22 protein-coding genes and 2 pseudogenes are annotated in these 26,556 nt (G+C 71.1%); 13 read left to right on the top strand and 11 right to left on the bottom strand.

Annotation, left to right across the window (positions count from 1 at the left end):
- Positions 1 to 44: 44 nt before the first annotated feature.
- The 4 genes from ABGB18_RS06875 to kdpF are packed head-to-tail and all read right to left on the bottom strand — an operon-like array spanning position 45 to position 4,709.
- Entirely contained in the window at positions 45 to 866 is an 822-nt protein-coding gene (locus ABGB18_RS06875; protein ID WP_347694508.1) for a potassium-transporting ATPase subunit C, read from the bottom strand.
- Positions 867 to 2,957 (bottom strand): potassium-transporting ATPase subunit KdpB, encoded by a 2,091-nt coding sequence (kdpB, locus tag ABGB18_RS06870; protein WP_347694507.1) that lies wholly within the window; start codon positions 2,955 to 2,957, stop codon positions 867 to 869. It lies immediately after the preceding gene.
- A gap of 1 nt (position 2,958) precedes the next feature.
- Positions 2,959 to 4,620, bottom strand: a complete 1,662-nt coding sequence (kdpA, locus tag ABGB18_RS06865) for a potassium-transporting ATPase subunit KdpA (RefSeq protein WP_347694506.1) — start codon at positions 4,618 to 4,620, stop codon at positions 2,959 to 2,961.
- Entirely contained in the window at positions 4,620 to 4,709 is a 90-nt protein-coding gene (kdpF, locus tag ABGB18_RS06860) for a K(+)-transporting ATPase subunit F (protein WP_347694505.1), read from the bottom strand. Before kdpF ends, kdpA begins: the two co-directional genes overlap by 1 nt.
- Before the next feature lie 318 nt (positions 4,710 to 5,027).
- Between kdpF and ABGB18_RS06855 the strand changes: the two genes are divergently transcribed.
- Positions 5,028 to 6,341 (top strand): glycoside hydrolase, encoded by a 1,314-nt coding sequence (locus ABGB18_RS06855; protein ID WP_347694504.1) that lies wholly within the window; start codon positions 5,028 to 5,030, stop codon positions 6,339 to 6,341.
- A gap of 98 nt (positions 6,342 to 6,439) precedes the next feature.
- Here the strand turns inward: ABGB18_RS06855 and ABGB18_RS06850 are convergent, their stop codons facing one another.
- From ABGB18_RS06850 to ABGB18_RS06835, 4 genes are read right to left on the bottom strand one after another with little or no spacing between them, the layout of a single operon-like run.
- The gene (locus ABGB18_RS06850) at positions 6,440 to 7,540 is read right to left on the bottom strand and encodes a 5-methyltetrahydropteroyltriglutamate--homocysteine S-methyltransferase (protein ID WP_347694503.1); all 1,101 of its coding nucleotides are present in this window, start codon (positions 7,538 to 7,540) and stop codon (positions 6,440 to 6,442) included.
- A gap of 17 nt (positions 7,541 to 7,557) precedes the next feature.
- Entirely contained in the window at positions 7,558 to 8,424 is an 867-nt protein-coding gene (locus tag ABGB18_RS06845; protein ID WP_347694502.1) for an amidohydrolase family protein, read from the bottom strand.
- Entirely contained in the window at positions 8,421 to 9,896 is a 1,476-nt protein-coding gene (locus tag ABGB18_RS06840) for a long-chain fatty acid--CoA ligase (protein ID WP_347694501.1), read from the bottom strand. The genes ABGB18_RS06845 and ABGB18_RS06840 overlap by 4 nt, the downstream gene beginning before the upstream one ends.
- 51 nt (positions 9,897 to 9,947) lie before the next feature.
- Positions 9,948 to 10,754: a PaaX family transcriptional regulator C-terminal domain-containing protein gene (locus ABGB18_RS06835; RefSeq protein ID WP_347694500.1), complete on the bottom strand. Its 807-nt coding sequence runs from the start codon at positions 10,752 to 10,754 to the stop codon at positions 9,948 to 9,950.
- A gap of 90 nt (positions 10,755 to 10,844) precedes the next feature.
- Between ABGB18_RS06835 and ABGB18_RS06830 the strand changes: the two genes are divergently transcribed.
- From ABGB18_RS06830 to ABGB18_RS06795, 8 genes and pseudogenes are all read left to right on the top strand, one after another.
- Positions 10,845 to 12,029: an ABC transporter substrate-binding protein gene (locus tag ABGB18_RS06830; protein ID WP_347694499.1), complete on the top strand. Its 1,185-nt coding sequence runs from the start codon at positions 10,845 to 10,847 to the stop codon at positions 12,027 to 12,029.
- Positions 12,030 to 12,032: 3 nt separating this feature from the next.
- Positions 12,033 to 12,788 carry an ABC transporter ATP-binding protein gene (locus ABGB18_RS06825; RefSeq protein WP_347694498.1) on the top strand — a complete coding sequence of 252 codons (756 nt, stop codon included), beginning with the start codon at positions 12,033 to 12,035 and terminating at the stop codon, positions 12,786 to 12,788.
- Positions 12,785 to 13,444, top strand: a complete 660-nt coding sequence (locus ABGB18_RS06820; RefSeq protein WP_347694497.1) for an ABC transporter ATP-binding protein — start codon at positions 12,785 to 12,787, stop codon at positions 13,442 to 13,444. Before ABGB18_RS06825 ends, ABGB18_RS06820 begins: the two co-directional genes overlap by 4 nt.
- Complete coding sequence (locus ABGB18_RS06815; protein WP_347694496.1) at positions 13,441 to 14,301, top strand: branched-chain amino acid ABC transporter permease; 861 nt, start codon at positions 13,441 to 13,443, stop codon at positions 14,299 to 14,301. Before ABGB18_RS06820 ends, ABGB18_RS06815 begins: the two co-directional genes overlap by 4 nt.
- Positions 14,298 to 15,269, top strand: a complete 972-nt coding sequence (locus ABGB18_RS06810; protein ID WP_347694495.1) for a branched-chain amino acid ABC transporter permease — start codon at positions 14,298 to 14,300, stop codon at positions 15,267 to 15,269. Before ABGB18_RS06815 ends, ABGB18_RS06810 begins: the two co-directional genes overlap by 4 nt.
- Before the next feature lie 263 nt (positions 15,270 to 15,532).
- Positions 15,533 to 15,718 (top strand): annotated as a pseudogene (locus ABGB18_RS06805) (LuxR C-terminal-related transcriptional regulator); the annotation flags it as partial.
- A pseudogene (locus ABGB18_RS06800) lies at positions 15,700 to 16,241 on the top strand (alpha/beta hydrolase); the annotation flags it as partial. The pseudogenes ABGB18_RS06805 and ABGB18_RS06800, both read left to right, overlap by 19 nt.
- 180 nt (positions 16,242 to 16,421) lie before the next feature.
- On the top strand, positions 16,422 to 17,765 hold the full coding sequence (locus tag ABGB18_RS06795; RefSeq protein ID WP_347694494.1) for a DUF11 domain-containing protein: 1,344 nt from the start codon (positions 16,422 to 16,424) through the stop codon (positions 17,763 to 17,765).
- Positions 17,766 to 17,775: 10 nt separating this feature from the next.
- Here the strand turns inward: ABGB18_RS06795 and ABGB18_RS06790 are convergent, their stop codons facing one another.
- Positions 17,776 to 18,234 carry an Lrp/AsnC family transcriptional regulator gene (locus ABGB18_RS06790; protein WP_347694493.1) on the bottom strand — a complete coding sequence of 153 codons (459 nt, stop codon included), beginning with the start codon at positions 18,232 to 18,234 and terminating at the stop codon, positions 17,776 to 17,778.
- A 156-nt stretch (positions 18,235 to 18,390) separates the two neighbouring features.
- Here ABGB18_RS06790 and ABGB18_RS06785 point away from each other — a divergent pair, with 156 nt between their 5' ends.
- From ABGB18_RS06785 to ABGB18_RS06770, 4 genes are all read left to right on the top strand, one after another.
- On the top strand, positions 18,391 to 21,780 hold the full coding sequence (locus ABGB18_RS06785; RefSeq protein ID WP_347694492.1) for an indolepyruvate ferredoxin oxidoreductase family protein: 3,390 nt from the start codon (positions 18,391 to 18,393) through the stop codon (positions 21,778 to 21,780).
- A 17-nt stretch (positions 21,781 to 21,797) separates the two neighbouring features.
- On the top strand, positions 21,798 to 22,937 hold the full coding sequence (locus ABGB18_RS06780; protein ID WP_347694491.1) for an acyl-CoA dehydrogenase family protein: 1,140 nt from the start codon (positions 21,798 to 21,800) through the stop codon (positions 22,935 to 22,937).
- A 140-nt stretch (positions 22,938 to 23,077) separates the two neighbouring features.
- Entirely contained in the window at positions 23,078 to 23,980 is a 903-nt protein-coding gene (locus ABGB18_RS06775; RefSeq protein WP_347694490.1) for a PT domain-containing protein, read from the top strand.
- A 3-nt stretch (positions 23,981 to 23,983) separates the two neighbouring features.
- Positions 23,984 to 24,958, top strand: a complete 975-nt coding sequence (locus tag ABGB18_RS06770; protein ID WP_347694489.1) for a hypothetical protein — start codon at positions 23,984 to 23,986, stop codon at positions 24,956 to 24,958.
- Between the two features lie 53 nt (positions 24,959 to 25,011).
- Here the strand turns inward: ABGB18_RS06770 and ABGB18_RS06765 are convergent, their stop codons facing one another.
- Positions 25,012 to 26,154 carry a methyltransferase domain-containing protein gene (locus tag ABGB18_RS06765; RefSeq protein WP_347694488.1) on the bottom strand — a complete coding sequence of 381 codons (1,143 nt, stop codon included), beginning with the start codon at positions 26,152 to 26,154 and terminating at the stop codon, positions 25,012 to 25,014.
- Positions 26,151 to 26,291: a hypothetical protein gene (locus tag ABGB18_RS06760; protein ID WP_347694487.1), complete on the bottom strand. Its 141-nt coding sequence runs from the start codon at positions 26,289 to 26,291 to the stop codon at positions 26,151 to 26,153. The genes ABGB18_RS06765 and ABGB18_RS06760 overlap by 4 nt, the downstream gene beginning before the upstream one ends.
- Positions 26,292 to 26,556 lie beyond the last annotated feature (265 nt).

Raw genomic sequence — 26,556 nt, 5'->3', positions numbered from 1 at the left:
GGATCAAGTCCCGGGCCGAATCAGCGCGCTGACGCTGGGGCGAGTCATGGGCGGTCGAGCGCCAGGTTGAGTTCGAGCACGTTGACCGCTGGCGCGCCCATGAAGCCCAGCGCCCGGCCGGTGGTGTGCTCGTCGATCAGCGCCCGCACCCGAGCCGGCGACAACCCGCGTTCCCGCGCCACCCGGGGCGCCTGCAGATCGGCGTAGGCGACCGAGATGTGCGGGTCCAGCCCGGAGCCGCTGGCCGTGACCGCGTCGGCGGGTACGGCCGGGACTCCCGCCCCGCCCCGGACCGGCACCGTGCGCCCGGCCGCGTAGTCCTCGCCCGGCCGCGCGCACACCACCCGCAATCCCTGGTAGGAGGCGACGAACGGGGCGGTCGGGCAGGGCTGGTTGACGCTGACGGCACGGTCGGGGAAGACCTTCAGCACCGCGCCCACCCCGTCGGAGGTGCAGTACGGCCGGGCGCCGCTCACGCCCTCCAACTCGCCGACCGCCTCGGAACGGGCGCAGACCTGGGTGAGCAGCGACCGCTTGCCTCTGGCACCCGGCAGCGGCAGGGTGTCCAGCACGCTCTCCGGACCCAGGTTGCTGCCACCGGTGGAGAGGGGATCGTAGCCGCCGGCCGACGGGCGGGACTGGAAGTACTTTCTGACCGGTTTCCCGTCGGCACCGGTGAAACGCTGGCCGATCAGCGCGCCGCCACGCCCGCCGTCGAGCATCGAGCCGTTGGCCCGGCCGTGGAACAGCACCTGGGCGACGCCGGTGACGACCAGCGGGTAGACCAGTCCGAGCAGCACGGTCAGCACGACGATCGCCCGGACGGCGGCGACGTGCTGGCGGATCCAGCCGGGCATCCCGTCCATTCACCCCATCTCCGGAAGGAACTGGACCAGCAGGTCGATGAGCTTGATGCCGATGAACGGCGCGACGATGCCGCCCAGGCCGTACAGGTAGAGGTTGCGGGAGAGCAGCTTGGCGGCGCTGGAGGGCCGGTAGCGCACGCCGCGCAGCGCCAGCGGGATCAGGGCCACGATGACGATCGCGTTGAAGATCACCGCGGACAGGACCGCCGACTGCGGACTCGACAGGCGCATGATGTTCAGCGCGTCCAGGCCCGGATAGACCGCCGCGAACATCGCGGGGATGATCGCGAAATACTTGGCGATGTCGTTGGCGATCGAGAACGTCGTCAGCGCGCCTCTCGTGATGAGGAGTTGCTTGCCGATCTCGACGATCTCGATGAGCTTGGTCGGGTTGGAGTCCAGGTCGACCATGTTCCCGGCCTCCTTGGCGGCCGAGGTGCCGGTGTTCATCGCCACGCCGACGTCGGACTGGGCGAGCGCGGGGGCGTCGTTGGTGCCGTCGCCGGTCATCGCGACCAGCCGGCCGCCCTCCTGCTCCTTCCTGATCAGCGCCAGCTTGTCCTCGGGGGTGGCCTCGGCCAGGAAGTCGTCCACCCCGGCCTCGTTGGCGATGGCCTGGGCGGTCAGCGGGTTGTCGCCGGTGATCATGACAGTGCGGATGCCCATCCGGCGCATCTCGTCGAACCGCTCCCGCATGCCCGCCTTGACCACGTCCTTGAGATGGATCACGCCGAGCACCCGGCCCCGCTCGGCCACCACGAGGGGGGTGCCGCCGGAGGAGGAGATGCCGTCCACGATGTGACCGACCTCGTCGGTGGGATGCCCACCGTGATCGCGTACCCATTTCATCACCGCCGTCGCCGCCCCCTTGCGTACTTCGCGTCCGTCGAGATCCACTCCGGACATGCGGGTCTGCGCGGTGAACGGCACCCACTCGGCACGCGCCAGCTCGCCCGCCTGCCGCTCGCGCAGCCCGTACGCCTCCTTGGCGAACACCACGATCGAGCGGCCCTCGGGCGTCGCGTCGGCCAGGCTGGACAGCTGCGCGGCCTCGGCCAGCTCCCCCTCACTGACCCCGGGCACCGGCACGAACGCCGACGCCTGCCGGTTGCCCAGGGTGATGGTGCCGGTCTTGTCCAGCAGCAGCGTGGACACGTCACCGGCGGCCTCCACCGCCCGGCCCGACATCGCCAGGACGTTGCGCTGCACGAGGCGGTCCATGCCGGCGATGCCGATGGCCGACAGCAGCGCGCCGATGGTGGTCGGGATCAGGCACACCAGCAGCGACACCAGGACGACCCCGGTGACCCCGTCCGCGTTCAGGGCCGGGGAGTCCGGCACGCCCGGATTGATGAGCTTGGAGTAGATGGCCAGCGGCTGCATGGTGACCGTGGCGACCAGGAAGATGATCGTCAGGGCGGCCAGCAGGATGTTCAGGGCGATCTCGTTGGGGGTCTTCTGCCGGCTCGCGCCCTCGACCAGGGCGATCATCCGGTCGATGAAGCTCTCGCCGGGCTTCTGGGTGATCTGGACGATGATCCGGTCGGACAGCACCTTCGTGCCACCGGTGACCGCCGACCGGTCCCCGCCGGACTCCCGGATCACCGGGGCGGACTCGCCGGTGATGGCCGACTCGTCCACGCTGGCGATGCCGTCGATCACGTCGCCGTCGCCCGGGATGACCTCCCCCGCCTCGACGATCACGAGCTCGCCCGGCCGCAGCTCGGGGGCCGGGACGACGTCCCAGTCGGAGGTGGACGCGCGGCTCTTGAGGCGGCGGGCGGTCGTGTCGCGCTTGGCCGCACGCAGCGTGGCGGCCTGCGCCTTGCCGCGCCCTTCGGCGACCGCCTCGGCCAGGTTGGCGAAGATCACGGTCAGCCACAGCCACACCACGATGGCCCAGGCGAAGAACGACGGCTCGATGATCGCCAGCACGGTGGTGAACACCGCGCCGACCTCCACGATCAGCATCACCGGGTTGCGCCACAGCGTGGCCGGGTTCAGCTTCGTCAGCGCGTCCGGGAGCGACCTGACCAGTTGCCGGGGGTCGAGCAGACCTCCGCCCACCCGTCCCGTCGTCGGAGATGACATGTCAGGACAGTCCTTCCGCGATGGGACCGAGCGCGAGCGCCGGGAGGAAGGTCAGCGAGACCAGGATGATCGTCACGCCGACGACCATGCCGACGAACTGCGGCCGGTGCGTCGGCAGCGTGCCCGCGCCCTCGGGGACGGGCGACTGCGCCGCCAGTGAACCGGCCAGCGCCAGCACCAGGATGATCGGCAGGAACCGGCCGAAGACCATGCACAGCCCGAGCGCCACGTCGTACCAGGGGGTGTTGACCGTCAGGCCCGCGAACGCCGAGCCGTTGTTGTTGGAGGCGCTGGTGAAGGCGTACAGCACCTCGGACAGGCCGTGCGGGCCGCCGTTGAGCATGCTCGCCCGCTGCTCCGGCGAGCCCATCGCGAACGCCGTGCCCGTGAGCACCAGCGCCGGGGTGACCAGGAAGTACAGCGAGGCGAGTTTGATCTCCCGGGGGCCGATCTTCTTACCCAGGTACTCCGGTGTCCGGCCGACCATCAGCCCGGCGACGAACACCGTGATCACGGCGAGGATGAGGATGCCGTACAGGCCCGCGCCCACCCCGCCCGGCGCCACCTCCCCCAGCATCATGTTGAACATCGTCATCATGCCGCCGAACGGCGTGTACGAGTCATGCGCGGAATTCACCGCGCCGGTGCTGGTCAGGGTGGTGACCGCGGCGAAGGTGGCCGAGTTGGACAGGCCGAAGCGCACCTCCTTGCCCTCCATCGCCGCGCCCGCCGCCTGCGAGACGGTGGCGTCGCCGCCCAGCTCGAAGGCGTTGGTGAGCAGCACGCTGGCCAGCGCGAGGATGCCCATCACCGCGACGATCGCGTACCCCTGACGCACCTGGCCGACCATCCGGCCGAAGGTGCGCGGCAGCGCGAACGGGATCATCAGGATCAGGAAGATCTCGAACCAGTTGGTCCAACTGGTGGCGTTCTCGAAGGGGTGGGCGGAGTTGGCGTTGTAGAAACCGCCGCCGTTGGTCCCCAGCTCCTTGATCGCCTCCTGGGAGGCCACCGGCCCGCCGGTGATCGACTGGGTGCCGCCGGTCAGCGTGGCGACCTCGTGCACCCCGGACAGGTTCTGGATCACTCCGCCGGCCACCAGGACCAGCGCGCCGACGAACGCGATCGGCAGCAGGATGCGCACCGAGCCGCGGACCAGGTCCACCCAGAAGTTGCCCAGGGTGCCGGACTTGCGGCGGGCGAACCCGCGCACCAGCGCGATGGCCACCGCCATACCCACGGCCGCGGACACGAAGTTCTGCACCGCCAGCGCCATCATCTGGGTCAGGTGGCCCATGGTGGACTCACCGGAGTACGCCTGCCAGTTGGTGTTGGTGACGAAACTGATCGCGGTGTTCCACGCGATGTGATCGGTCACCGGGGGCCGGCCCAGACTCAGCGGCAGCTTGTCCTGCAGCCGCTGGATGCCGTACACGACCAGGATCGAGACCACCGAGAACGCCAGCAGGCCACGGGCGTAGACACCCCAGCTCTGCTCGGCGTCGGGCCGCACACCCAGCAGGCGGTAGACGACCCGCTCGACGACGGTGTGCCGGGCGGAGGTGTAGACGCGGTACATGTAGTCGCCCAGCGGCCTGTGCACCAGCACCATGGCGAGGACCAGGGACGCGATGAAGAGCATCCCCGCGGCGGTGGCGCTCATCAGAACCGCTCCGGGGACAGCAGCGCCACGACCATGAAGATCACCAGGGCGACGGCCACCCCCAGGCCGGCGGCGTTGACCGCGCTCACAGGCGCTCCACCGCCCTCACCACCAGCCCGAAGACCACGAAGATCGCGATCGTCAGGGCGACGAAGACGACGTCAGCCATCCCCACTCCTCAGCTCAGGAATTCCCTCCGACCATCAGGACAGGTGGCCGAAGGGAAAGCAGCCCCCCAGAAATGGGCGGTTTTTCCCTTCTTGACGGCTTCCATAAGGCCCCCACCCAAAAGTTGACGCGATCTCGACGGTACGGCCCCGATCGGTTGACGACGGGCCGTGCGGGCGCTTACGGTTCCGGCCACAGGCGAAACATATCGCCATATGTCCGAAACTTTCGGAGGCGTCATGTTACGAGGACTTGTCGCGATCACCCTGCTCGGCCTCCCGGTGGCCGACCAACCGGCCGTCACCGTCCGCGAGCACGTCAGCTACCAGGAGATCGACGGCTTCGGCATCTCCCAGGCATTCCGGCGCAACGAGCTGCTCAAGGCCCTGCCGGAGGCGCAGCAGCGCGAAGTCCTCGACCTGTGGTTCGACCGCGACAAGGGAGCCGGGCTCAGCATCCTGCGCCTGGGCATCGGCTCATCCCCGGCCGGCAGCCCGTACGACCACATGGTGTCGATCCAGCCGGAGGACCCGGGCGGCCCGGACGCGCCGCCCCGGTACGTCTGGGACGGCGACGACAACAGCCAGGTGTGGGTGGCCAAGGAGGCCAAGGCGTACGGGGTGAAGCGTTTCTTCGCCGACGCCTGGAGCGCGCCCGGCTACATGAAGGACAACGGCGACGACAAGAACGGCGGCACGCTGAAACCCGAGTGGCAACGCGCCTACGCGAAATACCTGGTGGCCTACACGAAGTTCTACGCCAGGGAAGGCATCAAGATCACCGATCTGGGCTTCACGAACGAGCCCGACTGGACCGCCACGTACGCCTCCATGCGCTTCACCCCCGAGCAGGCCCGCGACTTCGCCAAGGTGCTCGGCCCGATCGCCGAGGGGGTCAAGGTGGCCTGCTGCGACTCGTTCGGCTGGACGGAGTCGAAGGCGTACACGGCGGCCATCGAGGCCGACCGCGAGGCCCGCCGCTGGGTGAAGACGCACACCGGCCACACCTACGCCAGCCCCGTGGACGGCCCGCTGCCGACCGCCCGGCGGACCTGGATGTCGGAGTGGAACCCCAACGGCACGACCTGGAACGTGAACTGGGACGACGGCAGCGGCTACGACGGCTTCACGATCGCGCAGGCCGTGCACGACGCGCTCACACTCGGCAACGTCAGCGCCTACATCTACTGGCTGGGCGGTTCGCGCGGCGCGACCAGGGCGTTGCTGCAGCTCGACGACGTGGCCAGGACGTACAGCGTGTCCAAGCGGTTGTGGGCGCTGGCGGCCTACAGCAGGTTCATCAGGCCCGGCGCGGTACGGCTGGACGCGGCGGCGGCCGATCCGGCGCTGAAGGTCTCGGCGTTCCGCAACCCGGACGGCTCGCGGGTCGTCGAGGTGCTCAACACCGGCACCGCGCCGGTCACCTGGCGGGGCGTGCACGGCCGGGCCACCGCCTACCTCACCGACGAGGCCAACTCACTCACCCCGTCCCGCGTGAGCGGCCGTACGGTGACGCTCCAGCCGCGGGCGCTCACCACGATCGTCATGCGCTGACCGGAGCCGCAAGAGCCCAGGCAGGGTGCCGGCCTGGCTCTTGTCCGCGCCCGGCCGGCCCTTGCCGCCGGTGTGGGCGATGCCCCGGATGAACCGCCCTAGCCCCACACCTCCTGGGCGGTCTCGACGATCAGGGCGAGCTTGGCGAACTGCTGGTCGGCCGTCAGCTCGTTGCCCTCCACCGTGGAGGAGAAGCCGCACTGCGGCGACAGGCAGAGCTGGTCGAGGTCGACGAACTTGGCCGCCTCGTCGATGCGGCGCTTCAGCGTGTCCTTCGACTCCAGCTCGCCACGCTTGGTGGTGACCAGCCCGAGCACCACCATCTTGCCCGGCGGGACGTAGCGCAGCGGCTCGAACCCGCCGGAGCGCTCGTCGTCGTACTCGAGGAAGAAGCCGTCCACCTTCAGCTCCCCGAACAGCGCCTCGGCGACGAAGTCGTAGCTGCCGGAGGCGGCCCAGGAGGAGCGGAAGTTGCCGCGGCACATGTGCGTCGTGATCGTCATCCCGGCCGGCTTGGCCGCCAGCGCCGCGTTGATCTGCTTGATGTAGCGCAGGTGCATGTGGTCCGCGTCGTCCCCGCGCCCGGCGAGCTCGGCCCGCTGCGAGGGGTCGTTGAGGTAGGCCAGGCTGGTGTCGTCGAACTGCAGGTATGTGCAGCCCAGCGCGCCGATCTTGCGCACCTGCTCGGCGTAGGCCGCGCTCAGGTCCCGCCAGAACTCCTCCACGTCCGGATAGACCTTCGGGTCGATGGCCGCCGGGCCGCCCCGGTAGTGGACCATGCTGGGCGAGGGGATGGTCAGCTTCGGCACCGCCGTGGTCACGGTGTCACGCAGAAACGCGAAGTCGTCGGCGAAGATCGGCTCGGGCAGCCTGATCCGGTCGTGTACCTTCAGCGCGGCGGGAGACCACTGGATGTCCCCGCTCTCGTTGTGGAAGCGCACCGTGATCTTCTCGTCGGTGGCCGCCCCGATGCCGCCGAGGCGGTAGATGAAGTCCATGTGCCAGGAGGCCCGGCGGAACTCGCCGTCCGTCGCGCTCTGCAGGCCGGCCTCCTCCTGCCTGCGTACGACCTCCCTGACGGCCTCGTCCTCCGCCTCCCGCAGCGCCTCACCGGTCAGGTCGTCGCGGGCGCGGAGCAACGCGGCCGGTCGCAGCAGGCTGCCGACGTGGTCGGCGCGGAATGGGGGTGAGGTTCGCATGGCGAATCGTCTCCTCTTCAGTGGAGGTTGAGCAGTCGTGCGGCATTGTGTTTGAGGATCTTGGGGCGGACCTCGTCCTTGATGGGGAGGTTCGCGAAGTCGGCCAGCCAGCGGTCCGGGGTGATCAGCGGATAGTCGGACCCGAAGAGCACCTTGTCCTGCAGCAGCGTGTTGGCGTACTGGACGAGCTGCGGCGGGAAGTATTTCGGCGACCAGCCGGACAGGTCGATGTGGACGCGCGGCTTGTGCGTGGCGACCGCGAGGGCCTCGTCCTGCCAGGGGAACGACGGGTGCGCCAGGATGATCGTCAGGTCGGGGAAGTCGGCCGCCACGTCGTCCACGTGCAGCGGGTTGGAGTATTTCAGCCGCACCCCGCCGCCGCCCGCAACGCCGGCGCCGATGCCGGTCTGCCCGGTGTGGAACAGCACGGGCACCTGGAGCTCCGTGATCGTCTCGTACAGCTCGTAGGCCATGCGGTCGTTGGGGAAGAACGCCTGCAGGTTCGGGTGCAGCTTGAAGCCGCGCACGCCGTGCTCCTCGACCAGGCGGCGCGCCTGCCGGACGGCGACGCGGCCCTTCCACGGGTCCACGCCCGCGAACGGGATCAGCACGTCGGCGTTGTCGGCGCAGGCCCGGGCGACCTCCTCGTTGGGCACCGGCGGATGGCCGGTCGCGGTCTCGGCGTCCACGGTGAAGACCACGGCCGCCATGTTCCGCTCCCGATAGTAGGCGGCCAGTCGCGGCACGGTCGGGCGGTCCCGGCCCGCCTTGAAGTAGCGGTCGGCGGCGGCCTTGAGCGCGCCGCCCAGCGACTCCGCGCCGTTCTCGGCGATCTCGGCGTGGGTGTGGACGTCGATCGCGACGATCGCGTCGGGGTCGATCAAGACTGCCCTCCGTAGAGCTTCCTGAGCGGGGCTTTGAGGAGCTTGCCCGCCGCGTTCTTGGGCAACTCGGCCACGAATTCAACATATTTCGGGATCTTGAATCGGGCCAGCCGGCCGTCCAGGTGTTTCAGCAGGTCTTCGGCGCCGACGGCGGCGCCGGGGCGCGTCACCACCAGGGCCTTGCCGACCTCGCCCCACCGCTCGTCCGGTACGCCGATCACCGCGCACTCGGCGACCGCGGCGTGCTCGTACAGGGCGCTCTCCACCTCGGCGGGGTAGACGTTCTCCCCGCCGGAGATGATCACGTCGGTGAGCCGGTCGGAGATGCGGACGTAACCGTCCTCGTCGGCCACACCGACGTCCCCCGAGCGGAACCAGCCGTCGGCGGACAGCGCCTTGGCGGTCTCCTCGGGCCGCCGCCAGTAGCCGGGCGTCACGTTGGGGCCCTGCACGTAGACCTCGCCCGGCGTGCCGGGTGCCGCCGCCGAGCCGTCCGGCGCCACCAGCCGGACGTCGGAGAAGAAGCACGGAACCCCGGCCGAGCCCGCCTTGGCGATCGAGTGCTCGGCGCCGAGGAAGAGCGCGCCGGGCGCGGTCTCGGTCATGCCGTACCCCTGCAGGAACGTCAGCCCCCGGTCCTGGTAGACCCGGATCAGCGGCTCGGGCACCGGCGCGCCTCCGCACAGCAGGTGCCGCAGGCTCGACAGGTCGGCTCCGGCCCAGCGCGGCGACCGCGTCAGGAAGTTGAACATCGACGGCACCCCGAACATCACCGTCACCCGCTCCGACTCGATCAGGTCGAACGTCCGGTCCACGTCGAAGGCCGGCTCCAGGATGGCCGTGCCGCCCTTGAGCACGGTCGGCACCAGCGTCTGGGCCAGCGCCGCGATGTGGAACAGCGGCGCGCTGATCAGCGTCACCTCATCGTGCGCGAGCGGCACGTCCACCAGCAGGTTGACGGTGTTCCAGGTCAGGTTGGCGTGGGTGAGCATGGCGCCCTTGGGCCGGCCGGTGGTGCCCGAGGTGTACATGATCAGGCACACGTCAGCCTGGCTCACGGGCTCGTCGATCGGCTCGGGCGAGCCGGCGGCCAGCAGGTCCTCGTAGTCGCCGGCTCGGACGTGCCGGCCCGGCAGCCCGTCGCCGTCCTGCTCCTCGCCCAGCACGAGGACCGCCGGCTGGGCGTCCTGCAGGATGAAGCGCAGCTCGGGCCGGGCCAGCCGGGCGTTGAGCGGGACGAACACCGCCCCCAGCAGCCCCGCCGCGAAGAACGTCTCCACCAGCGCGGGCTGGTTGACCCCGAGGAAGGCGACCCGGTCGCCGCGCCGCACGCCCAGCGCCGAGGCCAGCCGGTACGACCGGTCCCGCAGGTCACGATAGGTGTGCCGGCGCCCGCGGTAGGTCAGCGCCACCCGTTCCGGCGTCATGCGTGCCCTGCGTGCCGGCCACGATCCGATCCCCTGATTCCGCATCGGCACTCCTTGACGCTCAAGCCATCAAGTTAGGCCACTATGCGATGGCTGTCACCGTTCTGCCCAGCTTTCGTCGGGAACCGTGTCCATGAGCCGCTCCGTGAGCGCCGTGGCCTCCGGCCTGAACCGCTCGTGCAACGTGTGGCACACCCGCTGCGCCTTCTCGGCCGGCCAGTCGTGCGGCAGGTAACGCAGCGGGAGCCGCGGATCGGCCCTGATGATCTGCAGCCAGCCGGTCAGCAGCATCAGCGAGCGGGCCAGGTCGTCGGGCGCGTCCGGCGCGGGATCGGCCCGGTCCCAGCGCCGCAGGAACGCCCGGTAGCGATCGCCCAGCCCCGTCAGGTCGTAGGCGTCCCCGACCAGGGCCTGCATGTCGGTGGGCGGCCGGGGCTCGGCGGCGAACACCTTGACGTTCACGCCCAGGTCCTTGATCACCCCGGCCGCGTCCACCTCGCCTGGAGCGATCCACAGCCCGTTCTGCAGCGGGCCGAACCCGGCCCAGATCAGCCGGGAGCGCAACTCGTGCCGCTGCCGCTGCCACGCCTCCGGCAGCGAGAAGCCGACCAGCGTCCACCGGTCTCCGGCCGCGTCGTTGACCACGCCGCTGCGCCAGATACGCCGCTCACCGTCCGTGAGCACCTCGGTACTGGCCGGGGTGAGACCGAAATACATGCGGCGGCCCGAACGCTGACGACGCAGCAGGCCGCGGCGGACCATCCGGGTCAGCGTCGAGCGCGTGGCCTCCTCCGAGATGCCGACCTTGGCGAAAGCCTCGATGAAGCTGCGCGAGGACACGCAGACGCCGCGGCCGTATACGTGATCGCCGAGAAAGGTCAGAATCACTGATTGAGGCCGCATCGCCCATCCCTTCCGGATATTCGGCACTCTATTGACAGCCGTAATGTACCTGCCTACTGTCAGGGCCAAATCGCGGGTCTGGAGGTCTTGATGCGCAGGCTGCTCCCGTCCCTGGCCCTACTCTTACTCGCTGTGACCGCGTGCGGTGGCGACGCCGGTGGCGGCGCCCAGGCGGCGATCAAGGTGGGCCTCATCGTCTCCCTGACCGGCAACTACACCCCGCTCGGCAGCGAGGACAAGAAGGCGGTCGAGCTCGCCGTCGAGCAGGTCAACGCCCAGGGCGGGCTGCTCGGCCGGAAGGTGGAGCTGGTCACGCGCGACGACAAGACCGCCCCCGACCAGGGCATCGTGGCCTACAACCAGATCAAGGGCGAGATCGACGCGCTGATCGGCCCGGTGTTCTCCAACTCCGCGCTGGCGGTCGAGCCGCTCGCCCAGCGCGACAAGATGCCCTACCTGTCGCTGGCCCCGGCCCAGGAACAGGTCGAGCCGATCAAGTCCTACATCTTCGTCACCCCGGCCCTGTCCAGCATGTACGCCGAGCGCTACCTGCAGTACATCCAGGCCCAGGGCATCAGGACGATCGCGGTGGCATGGGACTCCAAGAGCGCCTATTCGGTCTCGGGCCACGAGTACATGGTGAAGCTCGCGCCGAAATACGGGGTGACGATCGCCGTTGACGAGCGGTACGAGACCACGACCTCCGACTTCAGCCCGGTCTTCCAGCACGTGCGCGACTCCGACGCCGAGGCCCTGGTGTTCTGGGGCTCGGGCGCGCCCGGCGTCACGGCCGCCAAGCAGTACGTGGCCTCCGGGCTCAAGACGCCGCTGTTCCTGACCGCCTCGCAGGCCAGCAAGCTGTGGCTGGAGCCGATGGGCGCCGACGCCGAGGGCATGACCGTACAGAGCGCCATCGGCGTCATCGGCGAGCATCTGCCCGCGGGCAAGCAGAAGCAGGTCATCGACCAGATGGCCGGGCCGTACGAGCAGAAGCACGGCTACCCGCCGCCGCAGTTCGCCCAGGACGGATACAGTGCGAGCCTGCTGCTGTTCGAGGCGATCAGGAAGTCCGGCAGCACCGACAAGGCCAAGATCCAGCAGGCTCTGGAGACCATGGACCTGGTCACCCCGAACGGGCGCTTCCGCTACTCCGCCACCGACCATTCCGGGCTCTCCCCCGAATACATCTCGGTCAACACCGTGCGGAACGGCCGGTTCGTGCCCACCGACTGGGCCCAGGAGCAGCTCAACAAGACCGTCGCCGCGGTCGGGTAGCACGTGCTGACGGTCTCCGGGGTCTCCCGCTCCTTCGGGGGCGTCTACGCCGTGCGCGACGTCTCGCTCGCCGTCGCGGAGGGCGAGGTGTGCGGCATCATCGGCCCGAACGGGGCCGGCAAGTCCACGCTGTTCAACCTGATCACCGGGCACCTGGCGGCCGACCAGGGCCAGATCTCCTTCCTCGGGCACCGGGTGGACCGGCTCGCGCCGCATCGGCGGGCCCGGCTGGGCATGTCCATCGTGTTCCAGGCGGCCAGGGTCTTCCGCGGCATGACGGTCAGGGAGAACGTCATGGTCGGGCTGCACGGCCGCACCCGGGCGGGGTTCGTCTCGGCGGCCCTGCGGCTGCCGCGGCACCGGCACGACGAGCGCGAGATCGCCGCCGAGGCGGACGTGGCGCTCGAACGCGTGGGGCTCGCCGAGTGGGCGGACCGGCCCGCGGACCGGCTGCCCATCGGCCAGCAGCGGGCGCTCCAGCTCGCCCGCGCCCTGTGCGCGCGGCCCCGGCTGCTGCTGCTCGACGAGCCCGCCTCCGGGCTGCGCGGCCAGGAGCGCGAGCGGCTCGCGGCGCTGGTCGAGGAGCTGCGCGCGGGCGGGCTGACGATCCTGCTCATCGAGCACGACGTGGCCTTCGTGACCCGGCTCGCCGACCGCGTCGTGGTGCTCGACCTGGGACAGGTCATCGCCGACGGCCCGCCGGCCGAGGTGCGGGCCGACCCGCTGGTGCTCGCCGCCTACCTGGGACAGGCCACATGATCGACGTCAGGGACCTGGTGGTCTCGTACGGCACCGCGACCGCGCTCGACCACGTCACCCTCACGGTGGGGCGCGGCGAGCTGGTCGCCCTGCTCGGCCCGAACGGCGCCGGCAAGTCGACGCTGGCCAACACCCTCGCGGGCCTGATCCCGCCCGCCTCCGGCACGGTGTCGATCGGCGGCCGGCTGGCGCTGATCCCGGAGGGCCGCCAGCTCTTCCCCGACCTGACGGTCGCCGACAACCTCGCCCTCGGCGGCTGGCGCTCCGGGCAGCGCGACCCCTCTCCCGTCTACGACCTGCTGCCCCGGCTGGCCGAGCTGGCCGGGCGGCGGGCGGGCGTGCTGTCCGGCGGTGAGCAGCAGATGGTGGCCTTCGGCCGGGCCATGATGTCGCGGCCCGAGGCGCTCGTGGTGGACGAGCTGTCCCTCGGGCTGGCCCCGAACGTGACCGCCGACCTGGCCGCCCACCTGGCCGAGCTCAACCGCACGCAGGGGCTGACCGTGCTGCTGATCGAGCAGAACGCGCGGCTGGCGTTCGACCTGTGCCGGCGGGCCTACGTGCTGGAGTCCGGGCGGGTGGTGACCGAGGGCGACTGCGCCGACCTGGCCGGCGACCCGCGGGTGGCCAGCGCGTACCTGGGCGGGGCGATCACATGAGCGCGTTCCTGACGTACCTGCTCAACGGGCTGGCGGTGGGGTGCGCCATCGCGCTCATCGCCAGCGGGCTGGTGGTGATCCACCGGGTCACGGGCGTGGTGAACTTCGCGCAGGGGACGTTCGCCGTGGTCGCGGGGCTGTGCACGTCCTCGCTGCTCGGGATGGGGTTGCCGCACGGGCTGAGCGAAGTGGCCGCCGCCCTGGTCGCGGCGCTGGCGGGCCTGCTGACCGGGCTGGCCGCCATCGGCCGGCGCGGCACCACGGCGCTCTCCGCGCTGATCATCACGCTGGGCGTGGGCGTGCTCGCGTACGCCGTCGAGATCATGCTCTGGGGTGACCAGCCGCGCTCGGCGCCCGGGCTGGCGGGCTCGGTGATCGTCGCGGGGGCGCGGATCCAGACCCAGCACCTGCTGGTGATCGGCGTGACGGCGGCGACGTTCGTGCTGCTGGCGCTGTTCTTCGGGCGCACCTACCTGGGCAAGGCGCTCACCGCGTGCGCGTCCAACCCCTACGCCGCCCGCGTGGTCGGCATCGACATCCGGCTGATGGGGCTGCTGGCCTTCGCGCTGGGCGGGCTGCTCGGCGGCCTGGCCGGGGTGCTGGTGACGCCACTGCGGCCGATCTCCTTCGACACCGACGTCACCCTCATCGTGAACGGCTTCGCCGCGGCCGTCTTCGGCGCACTCACCCGGCCGGTGATCACCCTCGCCGGTGCGCTGCTGCTGGGCGTGGCCGAGACCATGGCCGCGGGGTACGGCTACGGCTCCCATCAGCTCGAGATCGCGCTGGGCCTCATGATCGTCGTCATGATCGTGCAGGCCGGACGGCGCTCGGCCATCACGCAGGAGTCCACATGATCAGGCTCGTCGCCGGGCTGCTGGTCGCCGCCGTGACGCTGGCGCTGCCGGCGGTGCTGGACGACAGCGCGCTGGCCGTGTACATCCTGCTCGGCCTGGCCGCCATGGTCACGGTCGGGGTGTCGCTGCTCATGGGGTACGCCGGGCAGGTCTCCCTGGGGCAGGGCGCCTTCTACGCCATCGGCGCCTACACCGCCGCGCTGCTCGCCCTGGGCGGCGTGCCGCCGGTGGCCGGGCTGGTCGCCGCGCCCGTGGTGGCGGCCGGGTCGGCGCTGGTGGTCGGGGTGCCACTGCTGCGGCTGCGGGGGCACCACCTGGCCTTCGCGACCCTGGCCATGCAGCTCATCCTGCTCTCGCTGGCCGGGCAACTGGAGTTCACCGGCGGGGACATCGGGCTGCAGGCCATCCCGCAGTTCTCCGTGGGGTCTTTCGAGGCCGGGTCGGCGAGCGCGTACGCGTATCTGACCTGGGGCGGGGTGGCGCTGGTGATGCTGGTGACGCACAACGTCATCGCCTCCCGGCCGGGGCGGGCGCTGCGCGCGCTGGCCACCAGCGAGACCGCCGCCGCCTCGTCGGGGATCCCGGTCGGGCGGTACAAGCTGGTCGTGTTCGCGCTGTCGGCCGCCTTCGCCGGGCTCGCCGGGGGCATCTACTGCTTCTACACCGGATACGTGGCGCCGGGGTCGTTCCCGGTGCTGATCTCGATCCAGTACATCGTCATGGCCGTGGTCGGGGGGCTGGGCACGATCTGGGGGGCGGTCGTCGGGGCCACCGCGATCACGCTGCTGGTGCAGGGGTTGAACAGCCTGGCCGCGCTGCCGGGGATGCCGTCGTACGCGCCGAGCGTGCTGTCGTACGCGGTCTATGCGCTCGTGCTCATCGGGGTCGTGCTCTTCCTGCCGCAGGGGCTGCTTCCGGCCGTCGCCGGGCGCCTGTCGAGGAGGCGGGAGCCGGTACGGACCCGTTGACCCGGGAACGTCTGGATATATCGGTTAAATCACTGGTATCACCCGAACGTCCTCTTTCAGCGGCGACATCCGCGCGTAACACTGGAGGCGTGTCCACGGGCCAGCACCGCACGCTACGCGGCCGCGCCGAGGCGGAGCGCGCGCTTTCGCGGCTGCTCGACGGCGCGCGGGCGGGCGCGGGCGGGGCGTTGCTGCGGGCCGAGCAGGCCAGGACCGAGCTGCGCGCCTCCGGCGACCCGGTACGCCCCGCCACCACCGCGACCACTCAGCAGCTCACGGCCCAGCAACTGCAGATCGCCCACATGGTGGCCGAGGGCGCCACCAACAAGGAGGTGGCCGAGCAGCTCTTCCTGAGCAGGCGCACCGTCGAGCACCACCTCAGGAACATCTTCAGCAGGCTCGGCATCCGCTCCCGCGTCGAACTGGTACGGCGCACGGGTTCGTCGTGATCGGCATCGAGACCAACTCACGCTACGACCAGCCCGCCAGCCGCGGCCGCCAGCTCCTGGCAGCGCTCGACTACCTGGTCGAGGACAGCTCGGCCACGATCCGCGGCCGCGTCGACGGCAACCGGCCGGCGGTGGCAGGCCACTCGATGGGCGGCGGCAGCCTGGAGGCCGCGGACGACCGGCCGTCACTGCAGGCCGCCGTGCCCCTGGCACACGACGAAGTCGTGGTCCGGCATCCGCGTCCCGACGATGATCATCGGTGGTGAGCGACAGCGTCGCGCCGGTGTCCAGCCATTCGGAGCCGTTCTACCAGTCCATCCCGTCGTCATCGGAGAAGGCGTACCTGGAGCTGAACAACGCCAGCCACTTCTTCCCGCAGACCACCAACACCACGATGGGCAAGTCGATGGCCGCCTGGCCCAAGCGGTTCGTGGACGACGACACCCGCTACGAGCAGTTCCTCTGCCCGCCGCCGAGCGGCTCCTCGATCCAGGAGTACCGGCACACCTGTCCGAGCTCCTGATCCAACCGATGGCGGTCGCGGGCGGGCGGCCGCCATCGGATGCGGGCACGTCTTCCAGCGGGCCCGGCCGGGCAAAGGCTCCGCCACAGGAGCTTATGGTTTCCGCCTGGTCGCCGGTGCGGGCCGGTCCAGGGCGGCGAGGATCGTCCCGGCACAGCACGTCGACGCGGGGGGAACCACATGGGCAGGCCCGGGATCGCGGCGATCATCGCACTCGCGGCATTGGGCGGCTTGGCCGCCCCGGCCCTGGCCGGCGCATCCCAACCCGCCGAACCGGCCCCGACCGGGACGCCCGCCAAAGCGGCGCTCGCCGGGGCACCCCTCGCGGCTGCCGCCCTCCCCGCCCCGGGCGGCCGGGCTTTCGGGGCTTCCGACCTGCGGAGTCCCGCTCTGCGGCTCGCCACCGCTCTCAGCCCGAATCCAGCGATCGCCGGTGCGGAGTCCATACACACGCTGACCGTCACGAACACCGGCGACCAGGCCGCCGACCACGTCACCGTCTCCGACGCCCTCGACACGAACACCGTCCCCGGCCTCCTCCCCGCCGGCTGCGCCATCGTCGACCAGATCGTCACCTGCGGCGGCCCGCGCCTGACGATCCTCCCGGGCGAGAGCGTCACGTACGACATCCCCGTCGTGACCGACCCGGCCGTGCCCGACGGCACGCACCTGCGCGCCCGCGCCGAGGCCGCCGCCGGCGCGACGACGGCCGACACGGCCCAGATCATCGGCCAGGCCCGCACCATGGCGGACGTGGAGCTCCAGAAGAGCGCCCCGGCCAGGGCGCACGCGAACGGCGGCAGCACGTACACGATCACCGTCACGAACCACGGCCCGTCGCGGGCGACCGACGTCACCGTACGCGACCCGGTCGCCGGCGACGGGACCACGATCACCGGCCGGCCGCCCGAGTGCCCCGGCGGCGGACCCGCCCTCGCCTGCCCGCTCGGCACCCTGGAACCGCACGAGAGCAAGACGTTCACCGTCACCCTCACCCCGCACGCCGCCGGCACGATCGAGAGCTGCGCCACCGTCCACACCACCGCCCGCGAACAGGACACCGCGAACAACCGCTCCTGCGCCTCCACCACCGTCGCCCCCGGCCAGGGCGCCACCCCGGAGCCCACCTCCGTCGTGGACATGACGATGAGCCCCCTGATGGGCCGCGCCCAGATCCTCGCGACCGTCCCCGACGTGCGGCGCCGGGGCGGGCGGCACGACCGCGAGCCCGGCGCGAACCGCCGGCGGGCGGCTCAGTCCGAGCGGCCCCGCCCCGCGCCCGGCCCCGCCACCCGCGACGGCGCGGTGCCCGCGCCCGAGCACCACCGCTCCCCCCTGCCCGTGACCGGCGTGTCCTACTGGATCTTCGGCCTGGGCGCGGCGGTGCTGCTCTCCGTCGGCCTGCTCGTCCGCTCCGTCTCCCGCCGCGACACCTCGGCCGAAGCCCTCGCGGGCACCGGTGGTTCGGCCCTCGACCGGGCCGGGAAGCGCGGCGCCCCCGGCGGGGCCGGGAGCCCGCGCTGATCAAGGCCGCTCAGCCGGTACGCGGCTCCAGCGCCTCCCTGCTCCACGACCCGAGCACCAGCAGCGTCTTCGTGCCCGTCACGTCCCCCGCCCTGCGCAGCCGGTCGATGACCTGCTGCAGGTGCCCCAGATCCCGCACCCGTACGTGGATCAGCGCGTCCGGGTCTCCCGCGATCGTGTACACGGCCTGCACCTCGGCCACGTCGGTGGCCGTGCGGACGATCTCGCTGACCGGCGTCGTGCCCGGATAGCGCAGCTCGGTGAACGCCTCGATGCCCCACCCCAGCTTGGCGTAGTCGATCTGCACGGTGAACCCGGTGATCACCCCGATCTGCCTGAGCCGGTCCACCCGCCGCTTCACGGCCGCGACCGACAGCCCGATCAGCTCGGCCATCTCCGAGAACGTTCTGCGTCCGTCCTCCCGCAGCAACCGGAGCACCTGCTGATCGATGTCGTCCACGTCAGGCATGGGAGAACCTCTCTCTCCGGCGCAAAGAACATCAGCCGTGAAGCTCATGTCCTCACATTGTTTGCGTCTTGGGAGTACTTTCTCCGCTAATACTTGCGCATATCCCGCCCGCGTTGCTGTGCTGGGAATCACAACGTACGAAGCCAGGAGGTTCGCGTGAACGTGAGCGAGACTCCCACACCCGTGTCGCTCGACGACAAGTACACGGCTCACGACGGCCGCGTGCTCATTTCCGGCATCCAGGCCCTGGTCCGCCTGACGCTGGAGCAGCGCCGCCTGGACCGCGCGCGCGGCCTGGACACCAGGGTGTTCGTCTCCGGCTACCAGGGATCGCCGCTGGGCGGCCTCGACCTGGAGATGGGCCGGGCCGCCCGGTTCCTGCAGGACGCGGGCGTGGTGTTCCGCCCCGGCCTGAACGAGGAGCTCGCCGCCACCTCGGTGGCCGGCACCCAGCTCCTCGGCCAGGTCCCCGGCAGGCGCCACGACGGCGTGACGGGCTTCTGGTACGGCAAGAACCCCGGCCTCGACCGGGCCGCCGACGCCATCCGGCACGCCAACACGGCCGGTACGGCGGCGCTCGGCGGCGCGGTGGCCTGGATCGGCGACGATCCCGGCTGCAAGTCCTCCACCCTGCCCAGCTCGTGCGAGCCGATGTGCCAGAGCCTGTCGATGCCGCTGCTCGCGCCCGGCTCGGTCGCGGAGATCATCGAGTTCGGGCTGCACGCGGTCGCCATGTCGCGCGCCACCGGCCTCTGGACCGGCCTGAAGATCGTCGCCGACATCGCCGACGCCTCCGCCACCGTGGACCTCGGCCCGCTCCTCACCGGCATCCCGGTGCCCGGCGGCGACCCCAACCCCTCGACCCCTCTCCTGCTCGGGGCCGCCGCCCTGGACGCCGAGCACGACCTGCACACCCGCCGCCTCGACCTGGCCCGCGCCTACTCCCGTGAGCACGGCCTGAACCGGGTGACGCACGGGGCGGGCAACACCACGCTGGGCATCCTGGCCTCCGGCACCACGTACGCGGTGGTCCTGCGCGCGCTGGCGGACCTGGGCCTGGACGAGGCGGCCAGGGACGACCTCGGGCTGCGGCTGATCAGGGTGGCGATGCCGTTCCCGCTGGCCTACGACGAGCTGGCCGCCATGACCGCCGACCTGGGGCGGGTGCTGGTGGTCGAGGACAAGGTGCCGTTCCTGGAGGGGCACCTCAAGCAGGCCCTGTACGGCGGCGAGCGCGCACCGGCCGTCGTGGGCCGGGAACTCCTGACCGCGCGCGGCACGCTCACCGCCGAGGACGTGGCCAAGGCCATCACCGCCTGCGTGGGCGAGGACCGCCTCCCCCGGCGGGCCGTGCGGGTGTCGCGTCCCGCGCGCGGGCTGCTGCCGCTGGTGGCGGCGCGCACGCCGTACTTCTGCTCGGGCTGCCCGCACAACATCTCCACCCGCACCGCCGACGACACGCTGGTCGGGGTCGGCATCGGCTGCCACGCCATGATCGCGCTGGACGGGCACGGGCGGGGCACCCAGGTCGGGCTCACCCAGATGGGCGGTGAGGGGGCGCAGTGGATCGGGCTGGCCCCGTTCACCGAAGACCGGCATTTCGTGCAGAACCTCGGCGACGGCACCTTCCACCACTCCGGCTCCCTGGCGATCAGGGCGGCGGTGGCGGCCGGGGTGTCGATGACGTACAAGCTGCTCTACAACGACGCCGTGGCCATGACCGGCGGGCAGCGCGCGGAGGGCAGGCTCGACGTGCCGGCGCTGACGCGGGAGCTGGCCCTGGAGGGCGTGCGCCGGATCGTGGTGACCACGCCGGAGCCGGAGACGTACCGGGGGGTGCGGCTGGCCGGCGGCGCGTCCGTACGGCACCGCGACGACCTGCCCGAGGTCGAGCGGGAGCTGGCCGCGCTCGACGGCGTGACCGTGCTGATCCACGACGACCGCTGCGCGACCGAGGAGCGGCGGCTGCGCAAGCGCGGCAAGCTGCCCACCCCGGTCCAGAAGGTCGTGGTGAACGAGCGGGTCTGCGAGGGCTGCGGCGACTGCGGTGACGTCTCCACGTGCCTGTCCGTGCAGCCGGTCGAGACCGAGTACGGCCGCAAGACCCGCATCCACCAGCCCTCCTGCAACTCCGACATGAGCTGCCTCAAGGGCGACTGCCCATCGTTCCTGCTGGTCGAGCCGGGCACGGTCGCCGCCCACGAGACCCCGGGGCCGCCCGTGGAGCCGCCGGAGCCGGCGAGCCGGCCCGAGGAGGCGCTGATCAGGATGCCCGGCATCGGCGGCACCGGCGTCGTCACCGTCTCGCAGATCCTGCAGATGGCGGCCCACCTCGACGGCCTGTACGCCTCCGGCCTGGAGCAGACCGGGCTGGCGCAGAAGGGCGGCCCGGTGGTCAGCGACGTACGCATCTCGCCGCGGCCGCTCACCGGCTCGCCCCGCGCCTCGCGCGGCACGGCCGACGTGCTCATCGGGTTCGACCTGCTCGGCGCGGCGGCCGAGGCCAACCTGGCCGTCGCCGCCCCGGACCGCACGGTCGCCGTGCTGAACACCTCCATGGTGCCCACCGCCGCCATGGTGACCGGGCGCATGCCCGTGCCGGGGCACGCCGACGCGGTCGCCCGCGTCGAGTCGGCCGCCCGGAGCGTCACCTGCGTGGACGCCCACGAACTGGCCGAGACCCTGTTCGGCGACCACATGCCGGCCAACCTGCTGCTGCTCGGCGCCGCCTACCAGCGCGGCTGCCTGCCGGTCAGCGCCGCCTCCATCGAGCGGGCCATCACGCTCAACCGGGCCGCCGTCGAGCAGAACCTGGCCGCCTTCCGCTGGGGCCGCGCCGCCGTATCCGACCCGGAGACGGTGGGCAAGGCGGCCGGCGAACCGGCCGAGGAACCCGCCACCGGGCTGGAGGAGGTCATGGCCGTCCGGGTGGCCGACCTGACCGGCTACCAGAACGCCGACTACGCTCGTACCTATGCCGAGGACGTGCGCCACGTACGCGCCGTCGCGGCCGAGCGGGCGGGCGCGACGGCGGGCGCCGCGATCGCCCTCGCCTACGCCCGCGGCCTGCACAAGCTGATGGCCTACAAGGACGAGTACGAGGTCGCCCGCCTGCACCTCGACCCCGCCGAGCGGGCCAGGCGGGAGCGCGAGTTCGGCCCGGACGCGGTCGTGTCGGTGCTGCTGCACCCGCCACTGCTGCGCGCGATGGGCCTCAAGCGCAAGATCAGGCTGCGCCGCTCCGCCGGGATCGTCTTCCGCGGGCTGCGGGCCGCCAGGGTGCTGCGCGGGACGGCGTTCGACGTGTTCGGCCGCGCCCACGTGCGGCGCGTCGAACGCGAGCTCGTCACCGAGTACCGCGACCTGATGCGTGCCGCCCTCGACCGGCTCACCCCGGACACCTCCGGCGCCGTCGCGGAGATCGCCGGCCTGCCGGACCTGATCCGCGGGTACGAGGACATCAAGCTCGCCCGGGTGGCCGACTTCCGCGAACGTGCATCCACCGCCCTCGCCCGGCTGGACGAACCGGCCGCGCACCCCGCATGAGCCAGGAGAGATCGATCGTGACAGTCGACCGCCTACTGCCCGACCAGGACGCCAGGGACCTCATCGAGCTGACCCGCGAGATCGCCGACAAGGAGCTGGCGCGCCGGGTCGACGAGCATGAGCGCGCCGAGACGTACCCGGACGGGCTGTTCGGCACGCTGGGCGCGGCGGGGCTGCTCGGGCTGCCGTACCCGGAGGAGTTCGGCGGTGGCGGGCAGCCGTACGAGGTGTACCTGCAGGTGATCGAGGAGCTGGCGATGCGCTGGGCGGCCGTCGCGGTGGCGACCAGCGTGCACACGCTCGCCTGCTACCCGGTGGCCGCGCACGGCACGGCGGAGCAGCGTGCGCGGTGGCTGCCCGACATGCTGGCCGGCCGGCTGATCGGCGGCTACAGCCTGTCGGAGCCGCAGGCCGGGTCCGACGCCGGGGCCCTCACGTGCCGGGCCGAACGGGTGCCGGACGGCTACCGGGTCACCGGCAGCAAGGCGTGGATCACGCACGGCGGCATCGCCGACTTCTACGCCCTGTTCGCCCGCACGGGCGAGGGCTCGCGGGGCATCTCCTGCTTCCTGGCGCCGGGGGCCGCCGACGGGCTGACGTTCGGGCGGCCCGAGGAGAAGATGGGGCTGCACGCCGTACCGACGACCAGCGCGCACTGGGACGGCGCGATCCTCGCGCCCGACCGGCTGATCGGCGAGGAGGGCCAGGGGCTGCAGATCGCCTTCGGCGCGCTCGACTCCGGCCGCCTCGGCATCGCCGCCTGCGCCACCGGCCTCGCCCAGGCCGCGCTCGACGAGGCCGTCCGCTACGCGAAGGAGCGCCAGACGTTCGGCAAGCGCATCATCGACCACCAGGGCCTCGGCTTCCTGCTGGCGGACATGGCCGCCGCCGTCGACAGCGCCCGCGCCACCTACCTGGACGCGGCCCGCCGCCGCGACGCGGGCCTGCGGTACAGCCGCCAGGCGAGCGTCGCCAAGCTGGTGGCCACGGACGCGGCGATGAAGGTGACCACGGACGCGGTGCAGGTGTTCGGCGGGTACGGATACACCCGTGAGTTCCGGGTGGAGCGCTACATGCGCGAGGCCAAAATCATGCAGATCTTCGAGGGCACCAACCAGATCCAGCGCCTGGTCATCAGCCGCCACCTGGCCCAGTGATTCATTCGCGAGCATTATTTGCGCACGTAGGCCGTCCCACGCAACAAACGCGACCCCTGCCTGGTTGATCGGGGAGGCCGAGCGCGGAAATTCACGCGCTTTATCGCCATGCCTCCTCGATAATGGTGCGGGGGTGTGCGATGAACCGATCCCGAAGAAATCTTCTAATCGCGGGGCTGTTCGCGGCGGTCTTCGTGGTGGCGGCCTTTCTGATCATCCGATCCGCCTTTGACACAGGGGGCTCGGCGTCGGGGGAGACGACGTACGGCGAGCCCGGGCCGACAGGTGACGGCGGCACCGGGGAGCCGACATCCGGAGACGGAGACGACGGCGGCTCGAATCCCGATAACCCAGATGACCCTGATAATCCTGATAACCCTGATAGAGGCGGGGCGACCTCGCCGATAAAGTCCTTACAGGTCGGCGGCGCGACCGTGAGCAACGAATACCCGATAGAAAACTTCGACGGCAGATTCACCGACGGATCATGCGCCGTCCTCGTCAATCTCAGCCCGGCGATCCCGATCACCGTGGTCAGCGTCGGCGTGGGGCCCCCGGCCTTGTTCGCCGAAGATCCCTGCCAACCACAGGAGGGGCTCACGAACGTCACATCGGTGGGCACGTGCGCGCAGGGCGTCATTCTCCCGGCACGAGGGTCCGGCAGACCACAGGGGTGCGCGATCGGGGTGAAGGTACTGGTCCAGGGCGACAACAAGGGAGCGGTCACCCTGGTGACCCGCGCGCGCTGCACCACGCGCGACGTCCCGCCGTGCACGCTGATGGCCTCTCGCCGCGATGTTCGCCCGAGCGAAGACTCTCCGGTCAGGCTGACCGTCACCCAGGAGATCGGTTTCGAAAGCAGGAGAGGGATCACCGACGAGACCCCGACCGGAACGCCGAGCTCCGAGCCGACGGACGAGCCCACTGACTCCCCCACCGACGAGCCCACCGACCCTCCGATCGACGAGACGTCACCAGAGGAGACCCCGGCCGCCACCGGCGACGCTCAGGAACAGGCACCGGTTGACGTCCCCAGCGGTTGATCGATGACCACCACGGAATCCCACGAGCAGTCCCAGGAGAGGTCCGCTGAGTCCGGGGAAGAGATCAGGCAGCGGCCCGACGAGGGATCTGGGGAGCGGTCTGGGGAGGAGGCCCGGCGTGAGGCCGGGCTGATCGCTCAGTTGACGGCCTACAGCGGCATCATCGCGCCGACCAGCCTCATCACCGCCCTGCTCTTCTACTTCGGCTACCTGGCCACCCGTGCCCGGTTCGAGTACTTCGGCGTCTACCTGGACCTGGTCAACCTCTCCACACCCGATCTGCTGCTGTTCGGCTCGGAGGCGCTGTATGTGCCCGTCGTGATCGTTGGGCTGGCCGTGCTGGTAAGCACCGGCCTGCGTCTCGCCGTCCAGTGGCTCCTCGCCGACCCCGGACGGGACACGGTGTCCGGATGGGTCACGCTCGCCGTGCTGCTCGTGTCGCTCCTGCTGCTGCTCAGGGCGGTCATCGGCCTGGCGCCGCAGGTCGCGAGGACCGAGTACCCCGGGATCACGGCGCTGTCGCTGACTCTGGGCGCGCTGCTGCTCACCTACTGCGAGACCCTCTGGCGGACCCTGGCGGCCCGCCGTCCGCAAGCTGCCTGGACGCCGCCGCCCGCCACCGTGCGCACCGCCCGCCTCGCACTGATCGCCCTCATGGTGGCCGGCCTGTTCTGGACGGCCAACAGCTTCTCATTCCTGTACGGCAACGGGCAGGCGCTGAACGACGCCCAGAACCTCCCCGAACGTCCGCCCGTGATCCTGGACACCCACGACCCCATCCAGATCCCGCCGAAAGGTGTCGTGCACATCGCCCTGCCCGACGAGAAGTTCCGGCACCGTTACATCGGCCTGCGCCTGCTGGTGGAGTCCGACAAGCGGCTCTTCCTGGTCCCCGCCCGCTGGTCGCGTACGACGAGCCGCACGATCGTGATCGAGAACTCCTCCGACATCAGGCTCCAACTCGCCCCGCCCCGCTGAGGTACGGCGCCCGCGGCCCGCCCAAAGGCCCGCAGGGCGGGCCGGATCCGCGTTCACGCCCCGGCGTGACCCAGGACGTGCTCCGGCGTGTCCAGCCAGATCCGCTGGCCCTCCGGCGTGACGGTCAGCCCGAAGCGGTCGCGGCCGGGCTCCCCCCAGCTCACCCACTGTGCGTAGGCGTCGGTGAGCTCGTCCCACAGGGACCGGTCGCCGAGTTGGTACGCGAGGTGCTCGCCGTCCGGGTCGTGGACCGCTGCCGCCCAGTGGTTCGGGTTGGCCGGGTCGACCACGTACAGCACGAACCGGTCACCCTCGTCGTCCTCGCGGATGTGCAGGCCGGTGAGGGCGGACATGGCCAGCCCCGCCCCCGCTGACGCGCGTGCGATCGTGCGCGGATCCACCCGGGTGGTGGACCGTCGGCCCCCGCCGTCGTCCTCGGCGACGGGGAACCCGTCCTGCGCCCGCATCATCATGTACGACGTGTAGCCGGGGAACCGGCCCACGGCTGTGCCGTCCGGCCTGACGACGAGCCGCACGGAGAGGTCGACGTCGAACCCGGGTGCGAACGGCGCCACGATCACCGCCCCTGGCCTGGCCTGTTCGACCCACGCGTACGGCACCGTGTGGACGGCGCAGGTGACGTGCACGCGGTCGTACAGCGCTCCGTCGGCATACCCCAGCGCGCCGTCACCGACGAGCAGGCGTGGGTGCGCGCCGGTCGCGGCCAGGTTCTTCGCCGCCTGTTCGGCGACCGCCGCGTCCACCTCGACGGAGGTCACCTCCCCGTGATCTCCGACGAGGTGAGACAGCAGCGCGGAGGTCCAGCCCGTGCCCGTGCCCACCTCCAGCACCCGGTGCCCCGGCTCGGGGGCGAGCAGGGTCAGCAGGTCGACGACGGTCCCCGGCGCGGAGTTGGATGATGTGTAACGCCCGTGCACCTCGCGGATGCCGGTCGCGCCGCAGTCGAGCTGCGTCACGATAGCGTCCGGCCCGTACACCGTGGCCCACCACGCGGCCGGGTCGGTGTCCCGGTCGATCAGAAAGGGGCCGTCCTTGGCGAGGGCGACCCCGACGGAAGGCACGAACAGATGCCGGGGCACGGCCCGGAGCGCGACGGCGAGGGCGTCACTGACCGGGCGGCGTTCACCGATCACGTCGATCAGGGCATCGATACGGGGGCCCAGGTCAAGGGTCACTTGCCATCCTTCTTGTCCCCGTCACCGCCACCGCGCTTACCCTCGCTGCCGTCTCCGTCCCCCTGGCTCTTCTTCTGGTTCTTGGGGGGAACGAAGGGCTTGAGTTTGGGGTCCTCGCCTTTGTGCTTGCCGCTCATGATGACCTCCTTACCTCGGTTATCTCTTATCGCGATCGTATGGTTACACTTCGAGGTGGGCCGTGACGTTGGTCCACCCGGAGTGCCGAATCCCCCTCCGCTGCGACGGCCAGGTGAATCATGGCCTGGCGGCGCAGAGTCTCCCCCGGGGCGGGTCTCGGCGCGACGGCGCTCACCAGAGTGGACTTGCCAAGCTGCACGTGGTGTCCGGCTGCGAGCTGGCCCCACGCGGTTACCACCGCTGCGGCTCGTGCCGGTGTCCACC

The organism is Nonomuraea sp. B12E4, assembly GCF_039871825.1.
GTDB lineage: Bacteria > Actinomycetota > Actinomycetes > Streptosporangiales > Streptosporangiaceae > Nonomuraea.
This window is presented reverse-complemented; position numbering and strand designations above follow the sequence as displayed.